This is a genomic window from Oceanobacillus sp. J11TS1 (assembly GCF_018333215.1).
In the GTDB taxonomy this organism is placed as follows: domain Bacteria; phylum Bacillota; class Bacilli; order Bacillales; family Amphibacillaceae; genus Oceanobacillus.
The window spans coordinates 25,101-47,718 of record NZ_BORO01000009.1; the positions used below are offsets into that span (position 1 = coordinate 25,101).

Genomic DNA, 22,618 nt, shown 5'->3' on the forward strand with positions numbered 1-22,618 from the left:
TATCACACCCTTATCTTTCTATTTAACAAATGATTACTAAAGAACACAGATAATATGGAAACGACAATTGCGATGGCAAATTGCAGCCATAAAAGCTCATTTTCATAAAAGTAGCCCTTCATTATTCCCTGTAGAATATATGGAGAAAACACGAGAATAAGTGATCCAATTCCATAAAAAGCAGCCATAAAAATACCTCGAAAACGATAGCTGCGTTCAATCAGAATCATCGTAAACAGAACAATGACAAGGGTTATTCCAAAACCATAATTAATAACAAAGTCAATAAAATTCTCAGGAAGCAGGAATTTTAGATAATAAAAGTTTTCAATCATTCCCTGAATCGATAAGTCCGCCCGGTAATCAACTGGGATTATCAGCTTCAAAAGGACATGTAATGCAGGCAGAATTGCTACTTGATAAGCAACCAGGCCGAATACTAGAATCAAAATCGTTGCCCCTTTGGAAAAGAATAACTGAATACGCTTGACAGGGAGCATCAACAAGCGGTAAATAAACGTGTTTTTCCCTAGCCAATCCCGATACCAAATAAATAAAATATAAATAAATATCGTCACTGCTGCCATAACAATCGGCAATGTAAACGTAGAACTGGATAAGATATTACTCATTGACACGTAGCCATTATCTAGGAGAAACCGCTCTTTGGATATCCCATGTTTCACAACTGCCTCTGTGATTTCCGATTTCATCATAAAAGCATAAAAAGCTACATCAGCTGCCTGAATCAAAAATACAGCGATAAGCAAAATAATATAGATTGGCAAAAATCGTCTAAATTCAAAGTTTACTAGCTTTCCAAAAAGCTTCATCCCTGATATACCTCCCTCATCACATCGATAACGGATTTGCCTTCGTCTTCTCTTACTTGTTCAGTCATAAATTCTTTTTTTACAACACCGTTATCTAATAAAACTGCCTTATCAATCAGATGCTCAATATCACTAATTTCATGTGTAGTAATAATAACACCGCGGTCTTCAACTAGATGGCTGGAAAACACATCTGCAATCTGCTCCCTGCTGAAGATATCGATGCCTGAGAAAGGTTCATCCATTAAGATATAATCTGCATCCATCGCCAATCCCATTAATAAATTCACTTTCGCTGTATTTCCTTTGGAAAGCTGTGAAATACGCTCCTCCTCTTTCAGTTTAAAGAACGCTAAAATTTCTTTCGCCCGTTCATCATTCCAATTTTGATAGAAATCTCTCATAAATTGAAATGCATCCTTTATCCGCATTTTAGGTAAAAGCGTCATCGCATCTGGAATATAGGTTATTTTCTCCATTACTTTCGGGGATAATTTCTCCCCATCAATCGTAATTTCGCCTTTTTTATAAGGAGTCAACCCCATAATGGATTGGAGTATGGTTGTTTTTCCAGCTCCATTGATTCCAATCAGACAAGTAATTTGGCCTTTTTCCGCCTCAAAAGTAACCCCATTTAATATTGACTTTCTCCCATACTTTTTCTCTACACCATTCAATTTAATCATGATTTTTTTCACTCTCCTTGCTCAGCTCATTTAGTTTTGACTGTACAAGCTGTAAAATCTGTTCTTTTGGAATCTGCAAAGAGGTGATACGTTCTACAAAATGATCAATTGCTTCTGTAATTAAACTTTCACGAATTTCTTTAATACGATTTGTATCTTCCGTAATAATACTTGGTTTATTTCCATCCGTATAAATCAAGCCTTCCTCCTCCATTTCCTTATAAGCTCGCTGTACGGTGTTAGGGTTAATTTTTAATTGCTGTGCTAACTCTCTCCGCGAAGGGATTTCTTGACCAGATTTAATTTTTCCAATTGCAATCTGCTCTTTAAAATACCTGATCACTTGGATGTACACAGCCTCACGCTTATCAAATCGGATAGCCATCCAATTTCTCACCTCATTCTACTTAAACATAAGTGTTTACTGTATTAATACATCAGTACACCTTGTAAGTGTATTATATGCATAATACAGAAGAAAGACAACTATTTTTTTATTAAATTTTAATTTCTTTTCCTAAAATAGACGGATTTCTTTATTTTCATGATGGATTCTTTTTTTAAATAGTGTATTTCACAGAGGTACAGCCATAAAACCTTCATACATTCACGCACAATACAGCAGCCCCCTTTTTTTCAGCCAAATATGATAGAATGGCTAACTATACGATGCTATCAGAAAGGAAGAATACGAAATGAAATTAGTTTCATGGAATGTCAATGGAATTCGGGCCTGTGTTCGAAAAGGGTTCTTGGATTTCTTTCACGAAATAGATGCAGATTTCTTCTGTTTACAAGAAACGAAGCTGCAAGCAGGACAAATTGAATTAGATTTAAAAGGTTATTATCAATACTGGAATTATGCAGAACGAAAAGGATATTCAGGAACAGCGATTTTCACAAAACATGAGCCACTGGATGTTTCTTATGGCTTCGAGGAGGGTGAAATAGAGCCTGAGGGAAGAATTATTACATTGGAATATCCTGGATTTTATCTTGTCAACGTCTATACACCTAATTCAAAACGAGATCTAACTCGGCTGGAGGAACGTCTCGCTTGGGAAGATAAAATGTTTGATTACCTCCAGAAGCTTGATGCCAAAAAGCCGTTGATTTATTGCGGGGACTTAAATGTAGCGCATCAGGAAATTGATTTAAAAAATGATAAAACAAATCATGGAAACTCAGGCTTTACCCAAGAAGAGCGTGATAAAATGTCACGAATTCTAGCAAATGGCTTCACGGACACACTACGCTTTTTCTATCCAGAGCGCGATGATATTTTCACATGGTGGTCGTATATGAAAACGATTCGTGAAAGAAATATTGGCTGGCGTATTGATTATTTCATCGTATCCAGTCAATTAGAAAAATATCTGCAAAATATAGAGGTTCACCGGGATACGCTCGGCAGCGACCACTGTCCAGTTAGCCTGGAAATGAATCTTTCATAGAATAAATCAAAAGCATTGTTCAATCAAAAAAATGAATAAACGGGATATCGAACATCCGAAATAATTCTGGGATTAAAAAAAGCCCCATGATTAAACCAAATAAAAAAACAGCGATAATACCTAACTTTTTTCGCATTCCCTATATACCTCTCTTTCATAAAAAGAAAAGGAAGTGCCATAGCTGCTTCCTTCTCTTTTTTTTATTATAAGTAATTATTTCTGCTTCTGTAAATAATCCACCATCCCGAGCGCACTTAATTGTAAATCAACCCGAATCATCTGGTAAACCTCATGCTCCTCATCTATTCCTCGTTCCTGAAGCTTTGATTGCACATGCTTAAACAAATTTTCCGCAATCTCATCATAGCCTTTTCCAGCAGCAACCGCATCCTTTGCTTCTTTGACAAATAAATTTAACCATTCCTCTACTTGGTCTAGGGCTTCTTCCACTAAATTGGTTTCCCCAAAATGTCCAAAATAAATATAATCTAACTGTTTTTCACGAAATCTTTGTAAAGACTGCTTCATCGCTGCTGGGTCAAAGTGATTAGGTGAAGTAGATGGTAAAAAGAAGTCCACCCCATGCGGAATTAATTCTTGATATTGAATTCCTGCTGTATCACCTGTAAACATGCCATTACTAACTGGATCATAGATTCCTAGATGATGCCTGGCATGTCCTGGAGTATCCAAAAATTCGAATGTTCTCCCTTCAGCAATTTGCAACGTATCCCCTTCTTTTTTCTCCACAATTCTTTCTTCTCTGACTGGCACAATTGGGTCATATAGTTCTGAAAAACGCTCTCCATAGATTGCCCTTGCACCTGCTGCTAATTTCTTAGGATCGACAAGATGTCTTCTCCCTTTTGGATGAACATATAATGTAGCATGCGGACAAAGTTCTAATAAACGGCCTGCGCCGCCAGCATGGTCTAAATGAATATGTGTCACAATAATATTTTTCACATCTGCCAGTGAATATCCTAATTGCTCCAAACCTTGCTTAATATACGGCACAGAAGGACTGGGGCCAGTCTCTACAATCGTAAGCGCATCTTCTTCTATAACATAAGCACCTGTTCTGCCGCTAACTCCAAAATCAAATCCATCGATAAGCGAAATACCATGATGAAGCTGCATAGGCTTTCTAGAATGCAATCGCATAACAATCCCCCATTCTCAACAAATTACTTTTAGCATAGCATACTCCTAGCTTAACACTTTTCATGAAAACGCTGTATAGTTTTATTAAAAAATAGATTTCCTGTCTTTATTGTATCTTCCTTTGTATTTTCAACCATAATATGAATACAAACATAGGAAATAGGAAGGCTTTTCTTTGCCCGGTATCCAATAATAAGGTACATTAGATGGAGAATAAGCATGAAAAAATTGTTTAATTAACGAATAAAAATGACTTGTCAGGAAATTTAAACATGTATTAAAAGGATGAACAAATATGAGTAAAAAGAATGTGGATGATTACTTGCAAGAAGGGATGTATGGCTCACGCCTGCCAAAGGAGAGGGAACGGAAAAAGTATCTTGGAACATTACGTGAACGCATCGCCTTTGTCTTAACTGTAGGAGAGGTCATGGCTAACAAGGGGCTCCCAGAATTAGAAAGCCAATTAAAGCAGCATCCGAAGGCAGAGCTGTTAATGAATGGCAATATCCCATACCGATTTTTAAAAGAAGAAAAAGCACTCGCTGATCGATATTCTATTTCTCATACGACGATCAGCAGCCAAGAAAATGATACAGAAATTGGTGTCGTGCTCACATATTCTTATGCTGTAGATATAGAACATATTTCCCTCCAAGATATCGAGGACACCTCAGCGCGAGAGAAGGAAGAAGAAAAAGCCGACACGACGTCTAAAGGACTTGTCTCAAAACTAAAAAAATTATTCCGCTAAATCCCCTCCTGATCCAACTTAAAAACCGTATGGATAAGGCAGGAATTGACCTTATCCATACGGTTTTTATCATAAATAATTAATCTTTTTTATCAAAATCAATCTTTTTAATTCGAAACGGTGTGATAATCAGAACGATAATCAATGCTAGTCCCATGTAACCAATCAACGTATAGAATTTAGAGACTAAATCTGTAAAACCAACAAGACTTAAGATAAATCCGGCAACCAGGGCTACTGCTAAAATAATATTAAATTTCTTCGTTTCTACTGCTGCAAATCGAGCAACAAATGCATAGAACATACTTATTGCCGTGTTAAATATCATTCCAAAAAGAACCAGGGCCATGATAATACCCAAAACCGGTGAAACATTGTTTACAATACCTAACATGGGCATTTCTAAATTGCCAACCTCTTCAATCTTAGCGAATATCGCAAAATGACTAAGAAGAATTAACAAACCTAGTCCTATTCCACCAACCAATCCGCCAATTGCTGCTGTTTTTCTATCTTTTTCTGCACTTCCCATTACAATAGACATCGCCGCACCAACAGATGTATTGAAGGTAGCATAATTCAAACCAGCTACAAACCAGTTCGGGAAATTCGGCCCATGGCTTCGTGCAACACTATCTAACTCAGAAAACGACGAATCCATTGTCACAAAACTATAAACAGAAATAATAATCACAAATAGAATTAAGAAGGGCGTGATACTGCTAATAACACCAACAACTTTTTTTACTTTCAGCATACCTGTCAGCAATACCAATACTGTCATCAAAATAGCACCTACTACATGAGGCAGTCCGAATTGCTGATTAAGATTTGCTCCTGCACCGGCAAGCATAACAACCCCTACCCCAAACACCGTAAATACAAGGACACAGTCAACTACAAAACCAAAGTACTTTCCGCTAATCTTATAAATTACTTTATTATAAGAAGATGTCTGTGCTTTACTTCCCAGCCACACAAGCATCATTCCAACATATGCAAAAAGCACAGTTGAAACAAAAACAGCTAAGATCCCTATTGTTCCAAAGCTTGTAAAATACTGCAGCACCTCCTGTCCCGAGGCAAAACCAGCGCCTACAATCACTCCTATGAATGCGCTTGCAATAACCAAGATCTTCATAATTTTTTTCATGTTCTTCCCCCTCTTGTTCTCTTGCACCTTATATGTATTAGGTGAAATCTTTCTCTATATATACTAAAATAAATGTATAGATTAGTATATTAAAAAAGATGACTTATAAAAATGATAGTCTATTCCAGTAATAAAAAGCAAGTATACAAATTATTGGAATTATTCAAAACAAATAATGTCTATGTCTCTTAAAGGAGGGCATATTATGGATTCTTCTAAAACAATAGAAAATAAAATTTTGTCTTTACAGCAGTCTTTTTCTACCTTAGATGACCTCGCTGATATGATTAGCGAAGTTTTGACCTGCCCTATTACCATTGAAGATGCCAATCATTATGTCCTTGCATATAGTAAACATACCGAAAACATTGACGAAGCAAGAATCGGCACAATTATGAATCGAAAGGTACCCGATAAGGTCATTAATGGTTTGTGGAAAAAGGGAATCATGCCAAAATTAATCGATAGTAATCAGCCTATTATTATACCAGAAATTAAAGAAATTGGACTTGGAAACCGTATTGCCATTTCGATATGGAAAAAAAACGAAATATTAGGATTCATTTGGGCACACACAGGAGAAAAGGAATATACTGCGGATGATCTAGAAATTCTAAAAGAAGCAACCCGACAAGTGAAAAAATTTATTCTAAATAAGTTGCCTGGCCGAAAAAATACAGAAAAAGCATATAGAGATTTTTTCTGGCAATTATTAACGTCAGAATCTGTCAGTACAGACGTGATTCACGCTTATGAAAAACAATTCAATATTAAATTACAGGATGGATTAGCTATTGTTGTTTTTCGTTTTCAAGACGCGGTTATACCACAAATTGAGAAACACGCATATTATCTTTCTGAAACGATTATGCAAGTTAATACTATTTTCCGTTTATTTGATGACCATGATTTTATCTTATTAGTAAGGCTATGGAAATCAGAGGATGCAGCAGGTAAAATTTATGAATTTATTAAACAGTTTAAAGAAAAAATAAGCACACAGCTTCATTTAACCTCTATGCATGGTGCTGCAAGTCAAATTTATAATTCAGCGAAAGATATGAAACATGCTTATGAGGAAGCACTGCAAACGATTTCTTTACAGGAGCAATTTCCTGATGAGCTTTCTTCTTGTTTTCTTTACGAAGATTTGGGGGTATTTCAATGGATAGACATCCTGAAGGATCGGCAACAAAAATGTCGGCATCCCAATAAATACATCTATAAGCTGCAACAGTACGACAAAAGCCAACAAAGCAATCTGCTTTACACCTTAGAGAAATTTTTAGAACATGATTCAAATGTGCATCGCGCAGCAAAAGCTTTATTTATACACCCGAACACAATGAATTATCGCTTGAAGCGAATTCATGAAATAAGCCATCTCGATTTAAAAAACCCGCATCAAAAAGTAGCTGTTTATTTAGAGCTATTAGCAAATAAGTTAGAAACTGACTAGCGTTTGTGTAAATGCACAAACAGTAATACCCGATTTCATTCATTTACCTAATGAAATCTTACAAGGAAAGCGTTATCATGTTAATACAAATGAAATACAGAGGGGCGATTAAACATGATTATAGGTGTTCCAAAGGAGATTAAAAATAATGAAAACCGTGTCGCAATGACACCAGCTGGAGTGGTTAACCTTGTACAGGGTGGACAGACCGTTCTTATTGAGAAAGAAGCTGGTTTAGGAAGCGGCTTTACAGATGAAGAATATAAGGAAGCAGGGGCAGAAATTATTGCAGACGCAAAAGATGTGTGGGAGCGCTCTGACATGATTATGAAGGTGAAAGAGCCTCTCGAATCCGAGTATATTTATTTCCGTGAAGGTTTAGTTTTATTTACTTACCTCCATCTGGCTGCAGACGCTAGATTAACTGAAGTACTTGTGAAAAAAGGAGTAACAGCAATTGCCTATGAAACAATTGTTGTAAATAACACACTCCCACTTCTCACACCGATGAGCGAAGTAGCTGGCCGGATGGCTACACAGCTGGGGGCACAATATTTAGAGAAATCAAAAGGCGGAAAAGGAATTCTGCTTGGCGGAATCCCTGGAGTAAAACGAGGAAAGGTGACAGTTATCGGCGGCGGTGTTGTCGGTACAAATGCTGCACGCGTAGCGCTTGGGCTCGGCGCAGATGTAACGATTATTGACCTAAACCCGCAACGTCTTCGCGAATTAGAGGAAATTTTCGGTTCTAGCATTCAAACATTAATGTCTAATCCATTTAATATTGGAGAAGCTGTCAAGGATTCAGATATCGTCATTGGTTCCGTATTAATTCCAGGCAGAAAGGCGCCAAAACTTGTATCAGAAGCAATGATAGAGTCCATGCAGCCTGGCAGTGTTATTGTTGACGTGGCAATTGACCAAGGCGGGAACTTTGAAACTGTTGATCACCCAACAACACATGAGGATCCAATCTACGTAAAGCATGATGTTCTTCATTATGCTGTTGCCAATATCCCGGGCGCTGTTCCGCGTACTGCGACGGTCGGGCTAACCAATGTCACTGTACCGTATGCCGTAAACATTGCGAAACAAGGGGTAGAGAAAGCAATACAAAATAGTGCACCTATTGCCAGCGGTGTTAACGTAATGAATGGTCATGTAACGAATGAAGCTGTTGCCAATGATTTAAATTATGATTATGTCGCTGTGCAGGATGCTTTAAAATAAACTGAATTTCAAAACCAACACCTCGAATAATGAAGTGTTGGTTTTTTAGCACTTTCGTGTATTTCCTCTGCAGAAGCCTTTCTTATCGTCATTTTTTTGCCGGTCTGTTAAACTTATTTTATATAGAATGGAGGGATTCTTTTGCGTTTACAGAATCAAAAAGTTATCGCACTTGTAGATCATGATTTTGAAGATTTGGAATTATGGTATCCTGTTCATCGCTTGCGTGAAGAAGGTGCCCAGGTAGACTTAGTCGGACAAGAGGCAAACAAAAAATATATTGGAAAATATGGCGTTCCTGCTGAATCGGATTACGCTTATTCAGATGTCAATCCAGAAGATTATGATGCCATTTTAGTTCCTGGAGGATGGGCTCCTGATAAGTTGCGTCGTTTCCCTGAGGTTATCAGCCTTGTACAGCATATGAATGATCATAAAAAGCCAATAGGTCAAATTTGTCATGCTGGCTGGGTATTAATCTCTGCAAATATCCTACAAGGCAAAACAGTAACCAGTACGCCGGGAATTAAAGATGATATGACCAACGCTGGTGCAACATGGGTTGATAAGCCAGTTGTTTCCGATGGCCATCTTGTTTCCAGCAGAAGACCGCCTGATTTGCCAGATTATTTACGTGAGTTAATTAACGTAATGGAAGAATATAAGCGTTAAGGGAGTTTTAAAATGAAAATTGTTTCCATAGAACCAACACCGAGTCCGCATTCTATGAAAATTAATGTAAATGAAACCTTACCCCCCAATGAAACATATAATTATAGTGACAAAGACGATTTAACTCACGCACCGGAATATGTGCAAGAGCTTTTCGCATTAGAAGGGGTTAAAAATATATATCGTGTGGTTAATTTTATTGCTTTAGCACGGAACCCAAAGACACCTTGGGAAGAGTTATTGCCCCAAGTTCGAAACGTACTGGGAGAAGATGAATCATTCAATCAAACGGATGAACTGTCTAATACTTCTCAAGCAGCGTCTGAGGCCTTTGGAGAAGTTCATGTTTTTATTCAAATGTTTTTAGGAATTCCGATGCAAGTAAAATTGGAGGAAGGAGATATAGAAAAACGTTTCGGTTTGCCAGAACGTTTTTCAACTGCAGTTATGGAGGCTTCTCCTGCTTCTGACAACGTCCTTATGGATCGCAAATGGGAAGAACAACACCCGCGCTATGGAGATATGGATGAAATTGGACATGATGTGGTAGAAGAGCTAAAAGCCAGCTATGACCAAGACCGATTAGATGCACTTGTAAAACTTGCTTTTCAAACGGAAGAAATGAAAAGTAATGTATCAAATTATTATCAGCATGTCCCTCTAGAAAAGCTAGATAATCCTGATTGGCGTGAACGTTACGCTGTACTGGACCGTTTAGATCCAACAGTGGATGATCTTGCCCTTCTGGAAAAAGCCATTCATGATGAAAAAGCATCTATCCGTCGTTTGGCTACTGCTTATTTAGGCATGTTGGAAGACAAAGCTGCTTTACCGTTACTTTATGAAGCAATAGCTGACAAAGCTGTTAATGTAAGACGAACTGCCGGGGACTGCATCTCTGATTTAGGATTTACGGAAGCAACTCCAAAAATGATCGAAACCTTAAAAGATAAAAGCCGAATCGTTCGTTGGCGCGGGGCAATGTTTTTATATGAAGTCGGTGATGCTTCTGCCATACCTGCCCTTGAAGAAGCATTAGCCGTTGAGCCGGAATTTGAGGTTCGTATGCAAATGAAACTGGCCCTCGCACGTATTCAAGGCGGGGAACAGGCAAAAGGTTCTGTTTGGCATCAAATGACACAGGCAACAAAAACAAACGCTTCAACAAATTAATTTATGCTGCTTCAGAGCATCTGCTTCTGAAGTAGCTTTTTTCATGAATAAACATGTAAAGAGCTTTCTAATCATTTCATCGTAAGAAAGTGTCCTTTTTTCGTTAACTTTGTCTTTCCTATTCCAATCCCTTTACGTTTGGAAAGCGTTTTCCTATAATAGATGTATCGGAGTATTTGAAGGGGGATTTTGCGAATGGGGATACAAGAAGGCACACTGCTTTTTGAACCGAGTAAAGCACAAATGGAAAAGGCAAACATTACTTCTTACCGGACTTGGTTACAAGAATATAAACAAATTCAAACAAAAGATTATCATACTTTATGGAAATGGTCCGTACAGGATCTTGATACATTTTGGGAATCCATTTGGGAATATTTCCAAATCCAGTCGCATCATCCTTATCAAACGGTACGCTCAGGCAAACAAATTATCGGAACAAAATGGTTTCCTGAAGCAAGCCTCAATTATGCGGAACATGTATTTCGCAACAAGTCATTTGAAAGCCCGGCCATTATTCATACATCAGAAAACCGACCGCTGCAAGAAGCGTCTTGGGAAAAACTCTATCACGATACTGCAGCTCTCCAAAAAACGCTACACCAACAAGGGATTCAAAAAGGAGATCGTGTTGTCTGTTATGCGCCAAATATCTATGAAACTGTAGTTGCTTTTCTTGCCACTGCAAGTTTAGGAGCTATATGGTCCAGTGCTTCGCCTGACTTTGGAACGCAAAGTGTTATGGAACGCTTTCAGCAAATTGAGCCTATAGCAATGATTACTGTCGATGGTTATGCTTATAATGGAAAGAAGTTTAATAGATTGGATGTTGTGAAAGAACTTCAATCTGCACTCCCTTCCTTAAAAACGACAATTACGATTCCTTATTTAAATCAACAGGCAGATTTTAGTGCGTGTATTCACCCCATTTCTTGGGAAGAAGCAACAGCTAATCAGGAAAAGCAAGAAATGACTTATACACCTGTCGCCTTTAATGATCCGCTTTGGATATTATATTCTTCCGGAACCACTGGAAAACCAAAGCCAATTGTGCATAGTCAGGGCGGAATTTTACTGGAACACTTGAAAACCATGCATTTGCATATGGATTTAAGTGCAGGTTCACGTTTCTTTTGGTTTACGACAACAGGCTGGATGATGTGGAATTTTCTTATCGGCGGATTATTAACGGGAGCTACCATTATTCTCTATGATGGCAGTCCAACTTACCCGAATAAACGCTTTTTATGGCAGCTTGCTGAGCAAACAAAGATGGAGGTATTTGGCACGAGTGCTAGTTTTATAACATCCTGTATGAATGTGAATCTATCTCCTAAAGACGAGTTTGATTTAACTCACTTAAGAAATATTAGTTCCACAGGTTCCCCGCTTTCCCCTGAAGGATTTGAGTGGTGCTACACCCATGTAAAAGAGGATATATGGCTTTCATCTGCAAGCGGTGGAACAGATGTATGCACAGCCTTTTTACTTGGCTCTCCTATCTTGCCTGTATATGCCGGTGAGATTCAATGTGCTGCCTTAGGAGCGAAAATAGAAAGCTTTGATGGCGACGGCAATCCTTTAACAAATCAAATTGGAGAGCTTGTATTAACAGCGCCTTTCCCAAGCATGCCAATTTATTTTTGGAATGATGAATCGGGATTGCGGATGTATCATAGTTATTTTGATACATTTCACGGTATATGGTGCCATGGCGATTATATAAAATTAACAGAAAGACATACCGCAATTATTTACGGCCGATCAGATGCTACGATTAATCGAGGCGGAATCCGAATTGGAACGAGTGAAATTTATCGCGCTGTAGATAATGTCTCCGCTATTACAGATAGCTTAATCGTTGACTTGCCTCAGGAAACTGGCGATTCCGTCACTCCCCTATTTGTCGTGATGAAAGATGGAGAAAGGTTGACGGAGGCGATGAAACAAGAAATTAACCAACAGCTGCGGATACGTTGTTCGCCAAGGCATGTTCCAACACATATTTATGAAGTGAAGGAACTGCCACAAACACTGAATGGAAAAAAAGTTGAAATTCCTATTAAAAAAATTTTAATGGGGCAAGATGCAGCGGCAGTTATTAATAAAGGCTCCCTTATTAATCCGGAAAGCTTACATTATTTTATCGACTTAGCGAAAAGAATATAAAAAATGCTGATGGAAGGAAAACTATCCTTCCATCAGCATTTTTTCGTTTAAAATCGACTTGGCCCGCTCAAATACCTTATTCCCTTTTAACATCACATCGTTATTAAGAAAATAATTGATGGAATAAGCACTATTAACGAAATAATCGTTAGAATTCCCATTATTAATAATAATTTTCCATACTTATTTAATAGCACATTCACATTACCTGCCGTAAAATCATCGGAAGATATAATACCAGAAGCTTCCGTACCTGTCTGGTAAAAAAGGTAGCCAGTTATAATGGAAATCACACCAGAAACGATTCCGGCTGGACTGAAAACTAAACTTATAATAATAGATAACACACCCATTATAATAGATGTTATTCCTACAACTTTTCCCCATGTTGATATTCTTTTTAAATTCTCTCTGTCTAAGTATTCCATGAAATCCCCACTTTTTATAATGTCTTTATTACTATATTTCCCTACTATCGGTCCATTAAACGTTTTTCAAATTGGATGATTCATGGGTTTGTTTTCCAGCTATTTTATTCTAAAGATAAAATCTACCTTATACAAATTACTTCTCCAAATTATTCGCAGGCATTTTATATAATAAACTCCCCGAAACGTACGCAACGAAAGCCAGAAGCATGGAGGTCACTACAGAATGCATTCCAAATGGCTGTGGATAAAATGTTTCAAAAATAATATAACTGATCACTCCAACGAGCATCGAAGCAACTGCTCCATACTTGTTCCCTTTTCTCCAATAAAGCCCAAGTATAATCGGCCAGATAAATGCAGCCTCTAGGCCACCCATTGAAAATAAATTCAGCCAAATAATTAAATCAGGAGGCTGCAGCGACATCAAAACAACGATGATTCCTATTAATGCGGTAATACCCATACTCCATTTACGGATCGCCTTATCCCCTGCATCGGGATGGACATAATTTAAATAGACATCCTTTACAATCGTAGAGCTTACCATCAGCAGCAACGAATTCACTGTTGTCATAATCGCCGCCATTGGTGCAGCTAAAACAATCCCCGCAACCCAGCCTGGTAAAACCGCTTGCGCTAACTCCGGCATCACTGTATCCCCAATTTCAATTCCAGGAAGGACAGTTCGTCCAAAAACACCGATTAAATGCATATTTAACATAATAAAACCAACCACAAAAGTACTAATAAGAATACCTCGATGGAGTGATTTTGCATTTTTATAGGACATGGCACGAACAGCAATCTGCGGGAGAGCAACGACACCAACACCCACTAATACCCAGAAAGAAGAGACATAAGCGGGGGATAGGCTTCCATCTGCACCGAACGGCGTAATCAAATTAGGATTTTCTGCAACAAGGTCACTCATAATCTGAGAGACGCCGCCTCCAGCGATAATTACCGCTATAAGTAAAACAAGCGTCCCAAAAAACATAATAACTCCCTGAATTCCATCCGTTATGGCTACTGCCCGAAATCCGCCAACTACCACATATACTAAAACAGCAAGTGAAAAAATACATAAGGACGCAAAGTATGATATCCCTGTTAAAGATTGGATTAGGCGTGCCCCTCCGATCCATTGTGCTGACATCGCCGAAAATAAGAATATCAAAATACTTGCTGCCGAAAGGATCACAACCCATTTCGACTGATACCTTTCCTTTAAAAAGTCGACAATCGTAACCGCCTGATATTTTCTCGTAACAATGGCAAAACGCTTCCCCAACACCATAAGTACAAAATAACCTGTTGCAAGCTGCGTCATGGATAAAAGCACCCAGCCAAGCCCTTCATTATAAGCTGTACCCGGCCCGCTCAGGAAACTGCTCGCACTGCCATAAGTAGTAACTAGTGTCATCGCCAAAACAAATCCACCGAGACTTCTGCCGCCAAGAAAATATTCTTGTAAAAAAGAATCTGACCGGCTAATAAATTTTCCAGCCCAGATCCCTACTATAAAAACAATTGTAATAAATATAAATAAAGGTAAAACTGCTTCCCAATTCATGGCTGAACCCCTTCGTTCTATGTAGAATAAAAATGTCTTTCTTTTACTCTTCCTCTTCGGCCTCTAAAGACATATCTTTAAAAAAGTATTTGACTACGATAATGGTTAAAATCATCATCACAATAAACCCAAGGATACAGCTGAAGAAAAACCACGTTGGAAAACCTAATATATAATGATAGGATTCTGGAGATTTGCTCCCAAGTCCATAGGCAAAGCCATACCACCAAATAAAATTAAATATAAAAAGACCTACACCGAACCAAGCTTCCCGATTTGCCGTTTTATAACGTTTATCCATCCATTCTTTTCTTTTCATAATGTAACTCCTCGTATCCTGTAAAATTATTTTCTTTTTATTATAGCATGCTTCTATTCTAGAGCATTACCTCTGCCAGCAGACGATATGATTTTTTCTTCGCTTCAAAATCAAAAATATTATTAATCACCATAAATTCATTGGTTTCGTATTTTTCCTGTAATTCTACTAACTGCCTTTTCACGGTTTCAGGTGTACCAATAATACATCTTCTTCTATTTTTCTCGATAATCTTTTTATCCTCCTGGCTTAGCTTGCCCCTGCGAATATCTTCTGCAGACGTTACTTTTGTCCCCAAACCTTTGCCAACATTTAATAACCATTTATCCTGTGTGATAGCAAGTTCTTCTGCTTCTTCTTCCGTTTCTGCACACACAATAAAGATACAGACAATAGACTGCGGCTCTTTCAAAACAACAGATGGAGAAAAATTTTCATGATACGTACGGAGCGCTTTCACTCCATTTTCCGGATTAATAAAATGACCAAAAACAAAACCGGTTCCTAATTCCGCCGCATTGCTCGCTCCACGCTCCGATAAACCTAATACCCAAAGCGGCGGTACTTGTTCAATACGCGGTCCTGCTTTTACTAAACGAAATGGATGATCCCGGGGCAAGGAATTATGCAAAAATCCTTGTAAATCGGCAACCTGTCTCGGGAATTCAGCCAGGCTCCTATTTTGATTATCTGTCAATGCAGCCCGCGTTAACGGAGATCCTCCAGGAGAATTTCCGACACCGATATCAATCCGATTCGGAAAAAAAGCTGCTAATGTTTTTGCATTCTCAGCAATTTTATAAGAGCTGTACTGTGGAAGTAAAATACCGCCAGACCCTACTCGAATATGACTAGTTACCGAAGCAATACGCGACATTACAATTTCTGGAGAAGAAATGGCTAGTCCGTTCGTGTTATGATGCTCTGCCACCCAATAACGATGGTAACCGAGCGCTTCCGTCCATTTTGCTAACGCTAAGGTATGCTGTAATGCCGTTTCTGGAGTGTCCCCCATAGATATTGGGGATTGATCTAATACGCTTAATTTCATTTTAAACACTTTCCTTTTTTTCTTCTTTAGACAATTAAAAAGCATTCATGTCCACTGTTCAACATTTATGCTTTTTAATTCATGTTCCACTATTCTTTTTCTCTTGAAATCAGCGTTGTAAACTTGGAAATAATAAATTTTAATTCATTCGTTTCGTCATTAGATAATGCGGAATACCGTCTTCCATAAATTCTTCTGAGACTGTTTCATATCCCAATTTGTGATAAAATCCCTCTGCATGTGTTTGACCATGGAGCTTCACACGGGTTAATCCTTTTTCTACAGCCATTTCTTCTAAGGACTGAACAATCGTTTTTCCTAGACCGTATTTACGATAAGACTTTAAAACACAGATTCGCTCTAATTTTCCTACTTCCTCTACTACCCTGATTCTTCCTGTGCCCACAGGCTTATTATCGTAATATACTAAAATATGATCACAAGGGGCATCCAGAGAATCAAATTTATCAAATTCCTCTTCCTCAGCCACCTCCTGCTCCTTCACAAAGATTTCTTTTCTAATCTCGAATACCTTCTGCAAATCTTTTTCTTCTGTTACTCTTTTATATTTCATCACTATTCCCCTCTCCAAGTCCGTTCATCACAGGATATTGATACATAATAAGGTTTATTATAAAGCAACCTACCATGCTCGTAAATGTAACGGTTTATTTATCTATGGACTCATTTTCGTATCGTCTCTCGACCGTAAAAAACCCCTAGCCTTTTTGACCAGGGGACCTCTCTCTTTATTCTTCCTCTTCTACCTTTTTGAAAAGGACTTCTGGAATCATTTCAAAGCCCTCAATCACCGTGTTCTCTTCTACTTCAATCATCAAACAGAGCTTGCCGTCCAAGTGCGTTTGACGAACATAACGCAAATCTTGCGGACTCACTTTAATGTCAGCAACCTTTGTTTTAATTTTAATTGACTTCGATGTATATTTCGGCACAACACTTGTTGCTTTCAATTCGTAGGTCTCATCATCGATTACCTTTTTAAAAGCGGACTCCACCCTTTCCGAATCGATGTCCTGAACACCGCTGCTTGTTAATACTTTCTCCACATCACGATAGTCTAATGTTGGTGTCTCAGACTCTTCGTTTTCTTCTACGACACGATGGATTTCATCATATACGTTAGCCAGTGTCGTTGTATTAATCTGGTCTCCTGCGACGTCCTTTACGATCTCTTCAAATACAATCTTATCATCTTCTGCTGTCATTGCTTCTTCTGCATTCAGCACTTCCTCGATAAAATGATAATCCAACTCATATGGTTTTGCCGCAGAATAGAGAACATGATTTACATCTGCTGCATTGTCGGTAAAGGTTGGAAATAAAAATCCGCCAATTGGAGCTTTTAAATTAATCACTGGATCAACAACAAAATGATATTTGAATTCTTTCTCTACATAGTCAAATAGCAGCTCTTTCTTCGGATCCATCGTCTTGTTTATACTGCATAAGATAAAAGGACTGGAATAAACTTTGTTCCTGCCACTTTCTTCTGTCTCTTCATTGCTCCGTTTCGTAGGCTTTAAATACTCGCCATGAATAAACGTGACCACAATATCCATTTCATATTGTTTATCCTTCAGCATTTTTGCTACTAGTTCAAGCATCTGCTCTTTCCATTCCTCTGTATCGTCCGTGAGCATTGCCTTATGAAGAATAAGCTGACTGCTATCCTCCACATCCCGTTGAAATTTCAATTCAAATAGTTTCTGATCGAGCTGACCGGTCAGCACCTTCTTAAAGTTCGCCATAAAAAGGTCCTTCTGTTCCTCTTCAAGCAATTCAAACGGTGTACTTTCGTAATGATAGATTTCACTCGATTCCTTCATAATATATACATTAAAAATATCCTGGATTTTCAATAAATCATTATTTACCTTGAATTGTCTTTTAATATCTGCAATGTCTTTTTTATTCAAAACGGTTTCTCCCCTAATTCTTTATCGGCTTATTGCTTTTTACTGGATTCTCACCAGTATTTATTCATTTTATCACAAAAAGAAGCTGGATTCAGTGAGAGGTCTTCATCTGTTCATGCAGGATTTTCACTTGTTGTTACTTTCTATTTTGGTAGTCTAGAATCTCTTTTTTATATGTCGTAAAGTCGTCTAAATGCTTCTCTATAATCGATTTCATCATATCGAGATTAAGTGATTGATAATGATGCACCGCAATATTTCTAAAGCCAACCATTGCCTTCAATCGGCCTGCGATCGTATTAGTAATGATATGATTTTCTCGTAACATGTCAAAAGCATCTCTGCTTGTTTGGGGCAAACCTAATTTCTCCTGTGAAATGATATGCATAGCCAGGTCTATAGCAGCTTCACAAGCTCTATGAATATTCAAGATAATAGAATCTTGTTTTGTGTAATCTTGTAAGTTTTCAGCATTCCCGTTATACACCTCTTTCACACGAATAAGGCATCTTTCAATGATTGCTACCTTATTAAGAATAACATCATTCTCCATATACAGACCCCTCCTCTCTAATTTTTTCCAAAATCGTTTGCCTCTCTTCATTTAATTTCACATAGGAGCTGAGGGCTGTCATTCGTTGCTGGTAAAAATAATCCTTGTCTTGAGTATAAATCAGTAAAGCTGAGCTATAGATTTGTGCTTGGAATACTGTGGAAGCATCTTTCAAATGAATTAAATCTACATTTATTTTTACTATGTCCGCCAATTCCTGAGCAGCAATAAATATATCGTAAGCTGAGGGAGAGGCATTTTTACATTGAAAAGCAATATCCAAATCACTTTCTTTATGATGTGTACCCTTTGCAAAAGAACCAAATATTAAAATAAACGTTGGATTAAACTTTGCAACAAGAAAATCTTCTATTTGTTTAACCAATTCCTGCTGCATATCAATCGCTCCCTTTAATTACTTTTTTAATTATTATACCATTTCGATAAGTAACGAACACCATTCACTGTGTTTCTAAACTGCATCTAGTTCAATCGGTGTGTTCTCACTTAAAGTATATAATACTATTGATAAGATATTTTTCACTTATCCACCATTTAATTCCCTTCAGCTTTAACTAGTTTTAGTAACTCTTTGCCTTTTTTACTAAACTCCCCGCCCTTTACGAATGTATGACATCGTTTTAATATTCAAAAAAATTATAGTTGAACATAACTTAATTGCTAAAAAATAGTATAGTATAAAGTAAACACTACTAATGAAGCGATCCCTATTGTTAAAATAAATTTTATGTACCAGACAAAATTGCAGAAAAAATACTTGCCTAGAGTATAGATGAATCGTATAATATAAAAAGATTCATTTCTTAAATCGGGGCATTAGCTCAGCTGGGAGAGCGCTACACTGGCAGTGTAGAGGTCAGCGGTTCGAGCCCGCTATGCTCCACTTCAAAAAACACTCTTGCTTATTCTAATCACTGAATAAGTAGAGTGTTTTTTTTGGAAAAAGATTGGAGAGCAACATTTTAATAGACAGGAAGCAATTCCTGCATCCGTTACTCAATCAAAGCATTTGTTTTTTTAAGATTCATTCTTATTTGCTTTGTCTTCGAACACCATTTCGAATGTCGTAAGCAATACCGCAACGATGAGCCCAGTTTTCCATGATAATGAGACACTATCCATAAACAAATCAACTATTGATAGGCATAACCAATTTGATAGACTTTGCATACTGAATTCAATAAACAAAGCCTCAAGTTTTTTTGTTACTTTTTTTGCAAGTAAATCTGACATTGGTTTAGAAATCAGTTCGATAACGGCAGACAGAATGAAAAAACTGACTACGAAAACAAGCAATGACCAAACAGAGGTATATTGAACACGAAGCAATTTAAAAACACCCGCCATCCCAAACAGGTAAATGCCTATAATGAAACCTAATACCAAGACCAAGATAAGTGTTATTCCAGCAACTGTTCTTAATTTTTGTTTTTTATTCATACCACGAAAAGAATCATCATTATGCTCAGACATATATTTTCTACTCTCCTTCTCTCAAACCAATGAAAATTAGCAAGCCATTTTCAAATCTGTTTTTATTGTAGAGACCAAATAACTGACTCACCTTGAGAACAAATTTATCTACTACCCCTGATTGATTCCTTTTCTATGTACTATCAAAAAATAAAAAGCCCTTCTACGAAAGAAGAGCTTTTTACCAATTAAGGATTATTATTTAACAACGTTAGTTGCTTGTGGTCCACGGTTACCTTCTTCGATATCGAAAGAAACTGTTTGACCTTCTTCTAATGTTTTGAAACCTTCGCCTTGAATTGCTGAGAAATGTACGAAAACATCGTCTCCACCTTCAACTTCGATAAATCCGAAACCTTTTTCTGCGTTAAACCATTTTACTGAACCTGTGTTCATATAAAATACCTCCATTGTGCATAATGCACGTTTATTACTTTAGTTGTTCTGATAATAATTCAAGACGATGATATACAATGTTAGTTTTGACATAGATCCTGTATTGCTAGCACGAACAATTAAGTTATTTATAGTATAACACGTGTTACTAAAAAAAGATACCATCTATTTTCTGCATTAGACAGATTGTCGTTTTCTTGCTCAATAAGACCATTAAACGGAATCAGCTCTTCCCCTGTTAGTTAGAACTTATATAGTTTTTTCCATTTTTATATTTGTTTCCTTATACCCTAACTTCTCATATAGCTCTCTCGGCACTCTATTGTGTAAAGACATGAAGTCCGATCTTTTTTAATCCTATCTTTTTAGCTGCAGATTCAATTTCCTCCATCGCTAGTTTGCCATACCCCTTGCCCCGGTTTCCTTCCCAAATGTTAATATCATAGATGAATCCTTTTTCAGCTGATATTTGAGCAAGCCAGATCATACCAACCTCTTGTTGCCCGTCACGGATTGTAAACAAATAGTTGTTTTCCGTCTTTTCTCCATTAGGTAATAATTTTTCATGTTCCGCTGTTGCTTTACTAATTGCCTCTTGTTTCTCCCAGTTACCAGACTTAATTTGTTCTTCTGCATAATGTTTCACTGTATAGCTTAAATAGTGCTGATATTCATCTGCGTTCATTTTTTCCAATCTGACAGCCATGCTCTCCCCCCTCAAACTTTTTCCCTAAACAAAATATGAACCGAAGACCTTTTATTTAACAAGCAGTTTATAAATAAATATGAACAAAACAATGATAATGGAGCAGCCAAAGATCCCAGCAGCCAGCGCGCCAAGCCCCATTCCGTACCAAGGGTTAATCATCGCAGCTACCACAAAACTCGCGACAAATGTAATGATGGCAATCAAAAAACTAATGATGGAAGGCAGATAGGCTTTACCAGTATAATGAAGAAGATACACACTTAATAAACTCATCGATAACACATATAGAATCGCAAGCGTTAAGCTATTTACTGCGCGATCAAGCATTTGGATAAACCAGTTATCGCCCGCAGATGGAGGAGCATCCAGTTCAACCGCTTCGATATCATGTGTCACTGTATCAATCATCATCAATCGGTACTCAGCTGGCTCTGTTGACCAGTTTGTATTTTCTAAAAATGCAATTTTATTTTCATTATGGAAGAACACTGGAGATGTTACGGCTTTTTTCAAGTTGGTTAGCCTTTCCATATCCTGCGTCTCCAAGTCTAGCAAAAACAATTCATACTTAAAAAGGGAACTATCTTGGGATTCCTTTAATACATCCGTAAACGCAAGAGACCTTCCATCCGGCGATAATTGCGGTTCATAAAATGATTGTGCATTTGCTATCTCTTCTGGAAGAATAGACGTTTTCTCATTTACTATGCCTTCTTCGAGTGAGTATGAATAGACTCGTTCTTTCTCTCTGTCAAACTCACTAAAATTAATCGTCTGGCCATCCGGTGAGAGAAAAAGATGATTCATTGAAAAATGGTCGGCATCCGTTAATTTTTTCATATGGCTCCCATCTGCCTTTATTGAAAACAAGTCAAATCCTTCTCTTGATTCTTCTCCTTTCTTAAACTCCTCTGCTTCTACCGCAACAAAAAAGATTGTATTTCCATCCTGCGAAAAAATGCCGTCTGTGACGTGAAACTCACTGTCAGTCAATTGCCTTTCTCCGCTTCCATCCTGGTTAATCACCTGTAGAGATTGAATTCCGTTTGGATTTTCACTTAAATAAACAATCTTTTTACCATCGGGCGAATACGCTGGATGCCTATCATGCCGGTTCGTTGACTTCGTGATTTGTTTGACGTCCTTGCCATTTATATTTGCTGTATAAACGGATTCTTTACCGTCTAAGAAGTAAGAGAAGGCGATTTCTGAATCATCTGGAGCTACACTAATTTTTTCTCCAAGTCCAGTAAAATAGCGATATGAATCATCATCTCTCAAGATAGCATAGAGTAACGTTCCTGTTAACAACACAAAAACCATGCCAATTGTTATCAGCAATATCCGTTTTTGTTTCATGTGATTCCTCCCTTCAAGATAAAGCCTAATTATATATTTCTCTAATGAT

24 protein-coding genes and 1 tRNA gene are annotated in these 22,618 nt (G+C 37.6%); 8 read left to right on the forward strand and 17 right to left on the reverse strand.

The window, feature by feature from the left end; translation table 11 throughout:
* Window positions 1–2: 2 nt before the first annotated feature.
* The 3 genes from KI343_RS09095 to KI343_RS09105 are packed head-to-tail and all read right to left on the reverse strand — an operon-like array spanning window position 3 to window position 1,904.
* A complete protein-coding gene (locus tag KI343_RS09095) occupies window positions 3–833 on the reverse strand; it encodes a hypothetical protein (RefSeq protein ID WP_212926107.1) in 831 nt (276 codons plus the stop codon).
* Complete coding sequence (locus KI343_RS09100; RefSeq protein WP_212926108.1) at window positions 830–1,519, reverse strand: ATP-binding cassette domain-containing protein; 690 nt, start codon at window positions 1,517–1,519, stop codon at window positions 830–832. The genes KI343_RS09095 and KI343_RS09100 overlap by 4 nt, the downstream gene beginning before the upstream one ends.
* Window positions 1,512–1,904 (reverse strand): GntR family transcriptional regulator, encoded by a 393-nt coding sequence (locus KI343_RS09105; RefSeq protein WP_212926109.1) that lies wholly within the window; start codon window positions 1,902–1,904, stop codon window positions 1,512–1,514. The genes KI343_RS09100 and KI343_RS09105 overlap by 8 nt, the downstream gene beginning before the upstream one ends.
* Before the next feature lie 310 nt (window positions 1,905–2,214).
* Between KI343_RS09105 and KI343_RS09110 the strand changes: the two genes are divergently transcribed.
* The gene (locus KI343_RS09110; RefSeq protein ID WP_212926110.1) at window positions 2,215–2,973 is read left to right on the forward strand and encodes an exodeoxyribonuclease III; all 759 of its coding nucleotides are present in this window, start codon (window positions 2,215–2,217) and stop codon (window positions 2,971–2,973) included.
* Between the two features lie 213 nt (window positions 2,974–3,186).
* Here the strand turns inward: KI343_RS09110 and KI343_RS09115 are convergent, their stop codons facing one another.
* A complete protein-coding gene (locus tag KI343_RS09115; RefSeq protein WP_212926224.1) occupies window positions 3,187–4,131 on the reverse strand; it encodes an MBL fold metallo-hydrolase in 945 nt (314 codons plus the stop codon).
* Window positions 4,132–4,432: 301 nt separating this feature from the next.
* Between KI343_RS09115 and KI343_RS09120 the strand changes: the two genes are divergently transcribed.
* The gene (locus KI343_RS09120) at window positions 4,433–4,891 is read left to right on the forward strand and encodes a YueI family protein (protein WP_212926111.1); all 459 of its coding nucleotides are present in this window, start codon (window positions 4,433–4,435) and stop codon (window positions 4,889–4,891) included.
* A gap of 79 nt (window positions 4,892–4,970) precedes the next feature.
* Here KI343_RS09120 and KI343_RS09125 read toward each other — a convergent pair whose 3' ends face one another.
* The gene (locus KI343_RS09125; RefSeq protein ID WP_374705424.1) at window positions 4,971–6,044 is read right to left on the reverse strand and encodes a YkvI family membrane protein; all 1,074 of its coding nucleotides are present in this window, start codon (window positions 6,042–6,044) and stop codon (window positions 4,971–4,973) included.
* A 205-nt stretch (window positions 6,045–6,249) separates the two neighbouring features.
* Between KI343_RS09125 and KI343_RS09130 the strand changes: the two genes are divergently transcribed.
* The 5 genes from KI343_RS09130 to KI343_RS09150 all read left to right on the forward strand — a co-directional run bounded on the left by KI343_RS09130 (window position 6,250) and on the right by KI343_RS09150 (window position 12,747).
* A complete protein-coding gene (locus tag KI343_RS09130) occupies window positions 6,250–7,503 on the forward strand; it encodes a PucR family transcriptional regulator (RefSeq protein ID WP_212926112.1) in 1,254 nt (417 codons plus the stop codon).
* A gap of 114 nt (window positions 7,504–7,617) precedes the next feature.
* The gene (gene ald, locus KI343_RS09135) at window positions 7,618–8,733 is read left to right on the forward strand and encodes an alanine dehydrogenase (RefSeq protein ID WP_212926113.1); all 1,116 of its coding nucleotides are present in this window, start codon (window positions 7,618–7,620) and stop codon (window positions 8,731–8,733) included.
* 141 nt (window positions 8,734–8,874) lie between these two features.
* A complete protein-coding gene (locus KI343_RS09140) occupies window positions 8,875–9,405 on the forward strand; it encodes a type 1 glutamine amidotransferase domain-containing protein (RefSeq protein ID WP_212926114.1) in 531 nt (176 codons plus the stop codon).
* A 12-nt stretch (window positions 9,406–9,417) separates the two neighbouring features.
* A complete protein-coding gene (locus tag KI343_RS09145; RefSeq protein ID WP_212926115.1) occupies window positions 9,418–10,578 on the forward strand; it encodes a conserved virulence factor C family protein in 1,161 nt (386 codons plus the stop codon).
* Window positions 10,579–10,773: 195 nt separating this feature from the next.
* Window positions 10,774–12,747, forward strand: a complete 1,974-nt coding sequence (locus KI343_RS09150) for an acetoacetate--CoA ligase (RefSeq protein WP_212926116.1) — start codon at window positions 10,774–10,776, stop codon at window positions 12,745–12,747.
* Window positions 12,748–12,839: 92 nt separating this feature from the next.
* On the opposite strand, the gene KI343_RS09155 is transcribed toward KI343_RS09150, so the two are convergent.
* From KI343_RS09155 to mntA, 8 genes are all read right to left on the reverse strand, one after another.
* Entirely contained in the window at window positions 12,840–13,175 is a 336-nt protein-coding gene (locus tag KI343_RS09155) for a DUF5362 family protein (protein WP_212926117.1), read from the reverse strand.
* 136 nt (window positions 13,176–13,311) lie between these two features.
* On the reverse strand, window positions 13,312–14,751 hold the full coding sequence (gene panF, locus KI343_RS09160; protein WP_212926118.1) for a sodium/pantothenate symporter: 1,440 nt from the start codon (window positions 14,749–14,751) through the stop codon (window positions 13,312–13,314).
* A gap of 43 nt (window positions 14,752–14,794) precedes the next feature.
* Complete coding sequence (locus KI343_RS09165) at window positions 14,795–15,070, reverse strand: YhdT family protein (RefSeq protein ID WP_212926119.1); 276 nt, start codon at window positions 15,068–15,070, stop codon at window positions 14,795–14,797.
* Window positions 15,071–15,128: 58 nt separating this feature from the next.
* Complete coding sequence (locus tag KI343_RS09170; protein ID WP_212926120.1) at window positions 15,129–16,121, reverse strand: LLM class flavin-dependent oxidoreductase; 993 nt, start codon at window positions 16,119–16,121, stop codon at window positions 15,129–15,131.
* A gap of 139 nt (window positions 16,122–16,260) precedes the next feature.
* Entirely contained in the window at window positions 16,261–16,695 is a 435-nt protein-coding gene (locus tag KI343_RS09175; RefSeq protein WP_212926121.1) for a GNAT family N-acetyltransferase, read from the reverse strand.
* A gap of 175 nt (window positions 16,696–16,870) precedes the next feature.
* Window positions 16,871–18,058, reverse strand: coding sequence for a DUF4317 domain-containing protein (locus KI343_RS09180; protein WP_212926122.1), 1,188 nt, complete (start codon window positions 18,056–18,058; stop codon window positions 16,871–16,873).
* 136 nt (window positions 18,059–18,194) lie between these two features.
* The gene (gene hepT / locus KI343_RS09185) at window positions 18,195–18,611 is read right to left on the reverse strand and encodes a type VII toxin-antitoxin system HepT family RNase toxin (RefSeq protein WP_212926123.1); all 417 of its coding nucleotides are present in this window, start codon (window positions 18,609–18,611) and stop codon (window positions 18,195–18,197) included.
* Window positions 18,601–19,008 carry a type VII toxin-antitoxin system MntA family adenylyltransferase antitoxin gene (mntA, locus tag KI343_RS09190; RefSeq protein WP_212926124.1) on the reverse strand — a complete coding sequence of 136 codons (408 nt, stop codon included), beginning with the start codon at window positions 19,006–19,008 and terminating at the stop codon, window positions 18,601–18,603. Before mntA ends, hepT begins: the two co-directional genes overlap by 11 nt.
* A gap of 434 nt (window positions 19,009–19,442) precedes the next feature.
* On the opposite strand from mntA, the gene KI343_RS09195 reads away from it, so the two are divergent.
* Window positions 19,443–19,515, forward strand: a tRNA-Ala gene (locus KI343_RS09195).
* A gap of 134 nt (window positions 19,516–19,649) precedes the next feature.
* On the opposite strand, the gene KI343_RS09200 is transcribed toward KI343_RS09195, so the two are convergent.
* From KI343_RS09200 to KI343_RS09215, 4 genes are all read right to left on the reverse strand, one after another.
* Window positions 19,650–20,105, reverse strand: a complete 456-nt coding sequence (locus KI343_RS09200; protein ID WP_212926125.1) for a regulatory YrvL family protein — start codon at window positions 20,103–20,105, stop codon at window positions 19,650–19,652.
* A gap of 198 nt (window positions 20,106–20,303) precedes the next feature.
* A complete protein-coding gene (gene cspD, locus KI343_RS09205) occupies window positions 20,304–20,501 on the reverse strand; it encodes a cold-shock protein CspD (RefSeq protein WP_212926126.1) in 198 nt (65 codons plus the stop codon).
* Between the two features lie 319 nt (window positions 20,502–20,820).
* Complete coding sequence (locus tag KI343_RS09210; RefSeq protein WP_306432560.1) at window positions 20,821–21,207, reverse strand: GNAT family N-acetyltransferase; 387 nt, start codon at window positions 21,205–21,207, stop codon at window positions 20,821–20,823.
* A gap of 51 nt (window positions 21,208–21,258) precedes the next feature.
* Entirely contained in the window at window positions 21,259–22,569 is a 1,311-nt protein-coding gene (locus tag KI343_RS09215) for a TolB family protein (RefSeq protein ID WP_212926127.1), read from the reverse strand.
* Window positions 22,570–22,618 lie beyond the last annotated feature (49 nt).

Excerpts from the sequence above, each read along its gene's own strand:
- KI343_RS09095 (WP_212926107.1), bottom strand. The coding sequence starts at position 833 with ATGAAGCTTTTTGGAAAGCTAGTAAACTTTGAATTTAGACGATTTTTG.
- KI343_RS09100 (WP_212926108.1), bottom strand. The coding sequence starts at position 1,519 with ATGATTAAATTGAATGGTGTAGAGAAAAAGTATGGGAGAAAGTCAATA.
- KI343_RS09105 (WP_212926109.1), bottom strand. The coding sequence starts at position 1,904 with ATGGCTATCCGATTTGATAAGCGTGAGGCTGTGTACATCCAAGTGATC.
- KI343_RS09110 (WP_212926110.1), top strand. The coding sequence starts at position 2,215 with ATGAAATTAGTTTCATGGAATGTCAATGGAATTCGGGCCTGTGTTCGA.
- KI343_RS09120 (WP_212926111.1), top strand. The coding sequence starts at position 4,433 with ATGAGTAAAAAGAATGTGGATGATTACTTGCAAGAAGGGATGTATGGC.
- KI343_RS09125 (WP_374705424.1), bottom strand. The coding sequence starts at position 6,044 with ATGAAAAAAATTATGAAGATCTTGGTTATTGCAAGCGCATTCATAGGA.
- KI343_RS09130 (WP_212926112.1), top strand. The coding sequence starts at position 6,250 with ATGGATTCTTCTAAAACAATAGAAAATAAAATTTTGTCTTTACAGCAG.
- ald (WP_212926113.1), top strand. The coding sequence starts at position 7,618 with ATGATTATAGGTGTTCCAAAGGAGATTAAAAATAATGAAAACCGTGTC.
- KI343_RS09145 (WP_212926115.1), top strand. The coding sequence starts at position 9,418 with ATGAAAATTGTTTCCATAGAACCAACACCGAGTCCGCATTCTATGAAA.
- KI343_RS09150 (WP_212926116.1), top strand. The coding sequence starts at position 10,774 with ATGGGGATACAAGAAGGCACACTGCTTTTTGAACCGAGTAAAGCACAA.
- KI343_RS09155 (WP_212926117.1), bottom strand. The coding sequence starts at position 13,175 with ATGGAATACTTAGACAGAGAGAATTTAAAAAGAATATCAACATGGGGA.
- panF (WP_212926118.1), bottom strand. The coding sequence starts at position 14,751 with ATGAATTGGGAAGCAGTTTTACCTTTATTTATATTTATTACAATTGTT.
- KI343_RS09165 (WP_212926119.1), bottom strand. The coding sequence starts at position 15,070 with ATGAAAAGAAAAGAATGGATGGATAAACGTTATAAAACGGCAAATCGG.
- KI343_RS09170 (WP_212926120.1), bottom strand. The coding sequence starts at position 16,121 with ATGAAATTAAGCGTATTAGATCAATCCCCAATATCTATGGGGGACACT.
- KI343_RS09175 (WP_212926121.1), bottom strand. The coding sequence starts at position 16,695 with ATGAAATATAAAAGAGTAACAGAAGAAAAAGATTTGCAGAAGGTATTC.
- hepT (WP_212926123.1), bottom strand. The coding sequence starts at position 18,611 with ATGGAGAATGATGTTATTCTTAATAAGGTAGCAATCATTGAAAGATGC.
- mntA (WP_212926124.1), bottom strand. The coding sequence starts at position 19,008 with ATGCAGCAGGAATTGGTTAAACAAATAGAAGATTTTCTTGTTGCAAAG.
- KI343_RS09200 (WP_212926125.1), bottom strand. The coding sequence starts at position 20,105 with ATGTCTGAGCATAATGATGATTCTTTTCGTGGTATGAATAAAAAACAA.
- cspD (WP_212926126.1), bottom strand. The coding sequence starts at position 20,501 with ATGAACACAGGTTCAGTAAAATGGTTTAACGCAGAAAAAGGTTTCGGA.
- KI343_RS09210 (WP_306432560.1), bottom strand. The coding sequence starts at position 21,207 with ATGGCTGTCAGATTGGAAAAAATGAACGCAGATGAATATCAGCACTAT.
- KI343_RS09215 (WP_212926127.1), bottom strand. The coding sequence starts at position 22,569 with ATGAAACAAAAACGGATATTGCTGATAACAATTGGCATGGTTTTTGTG.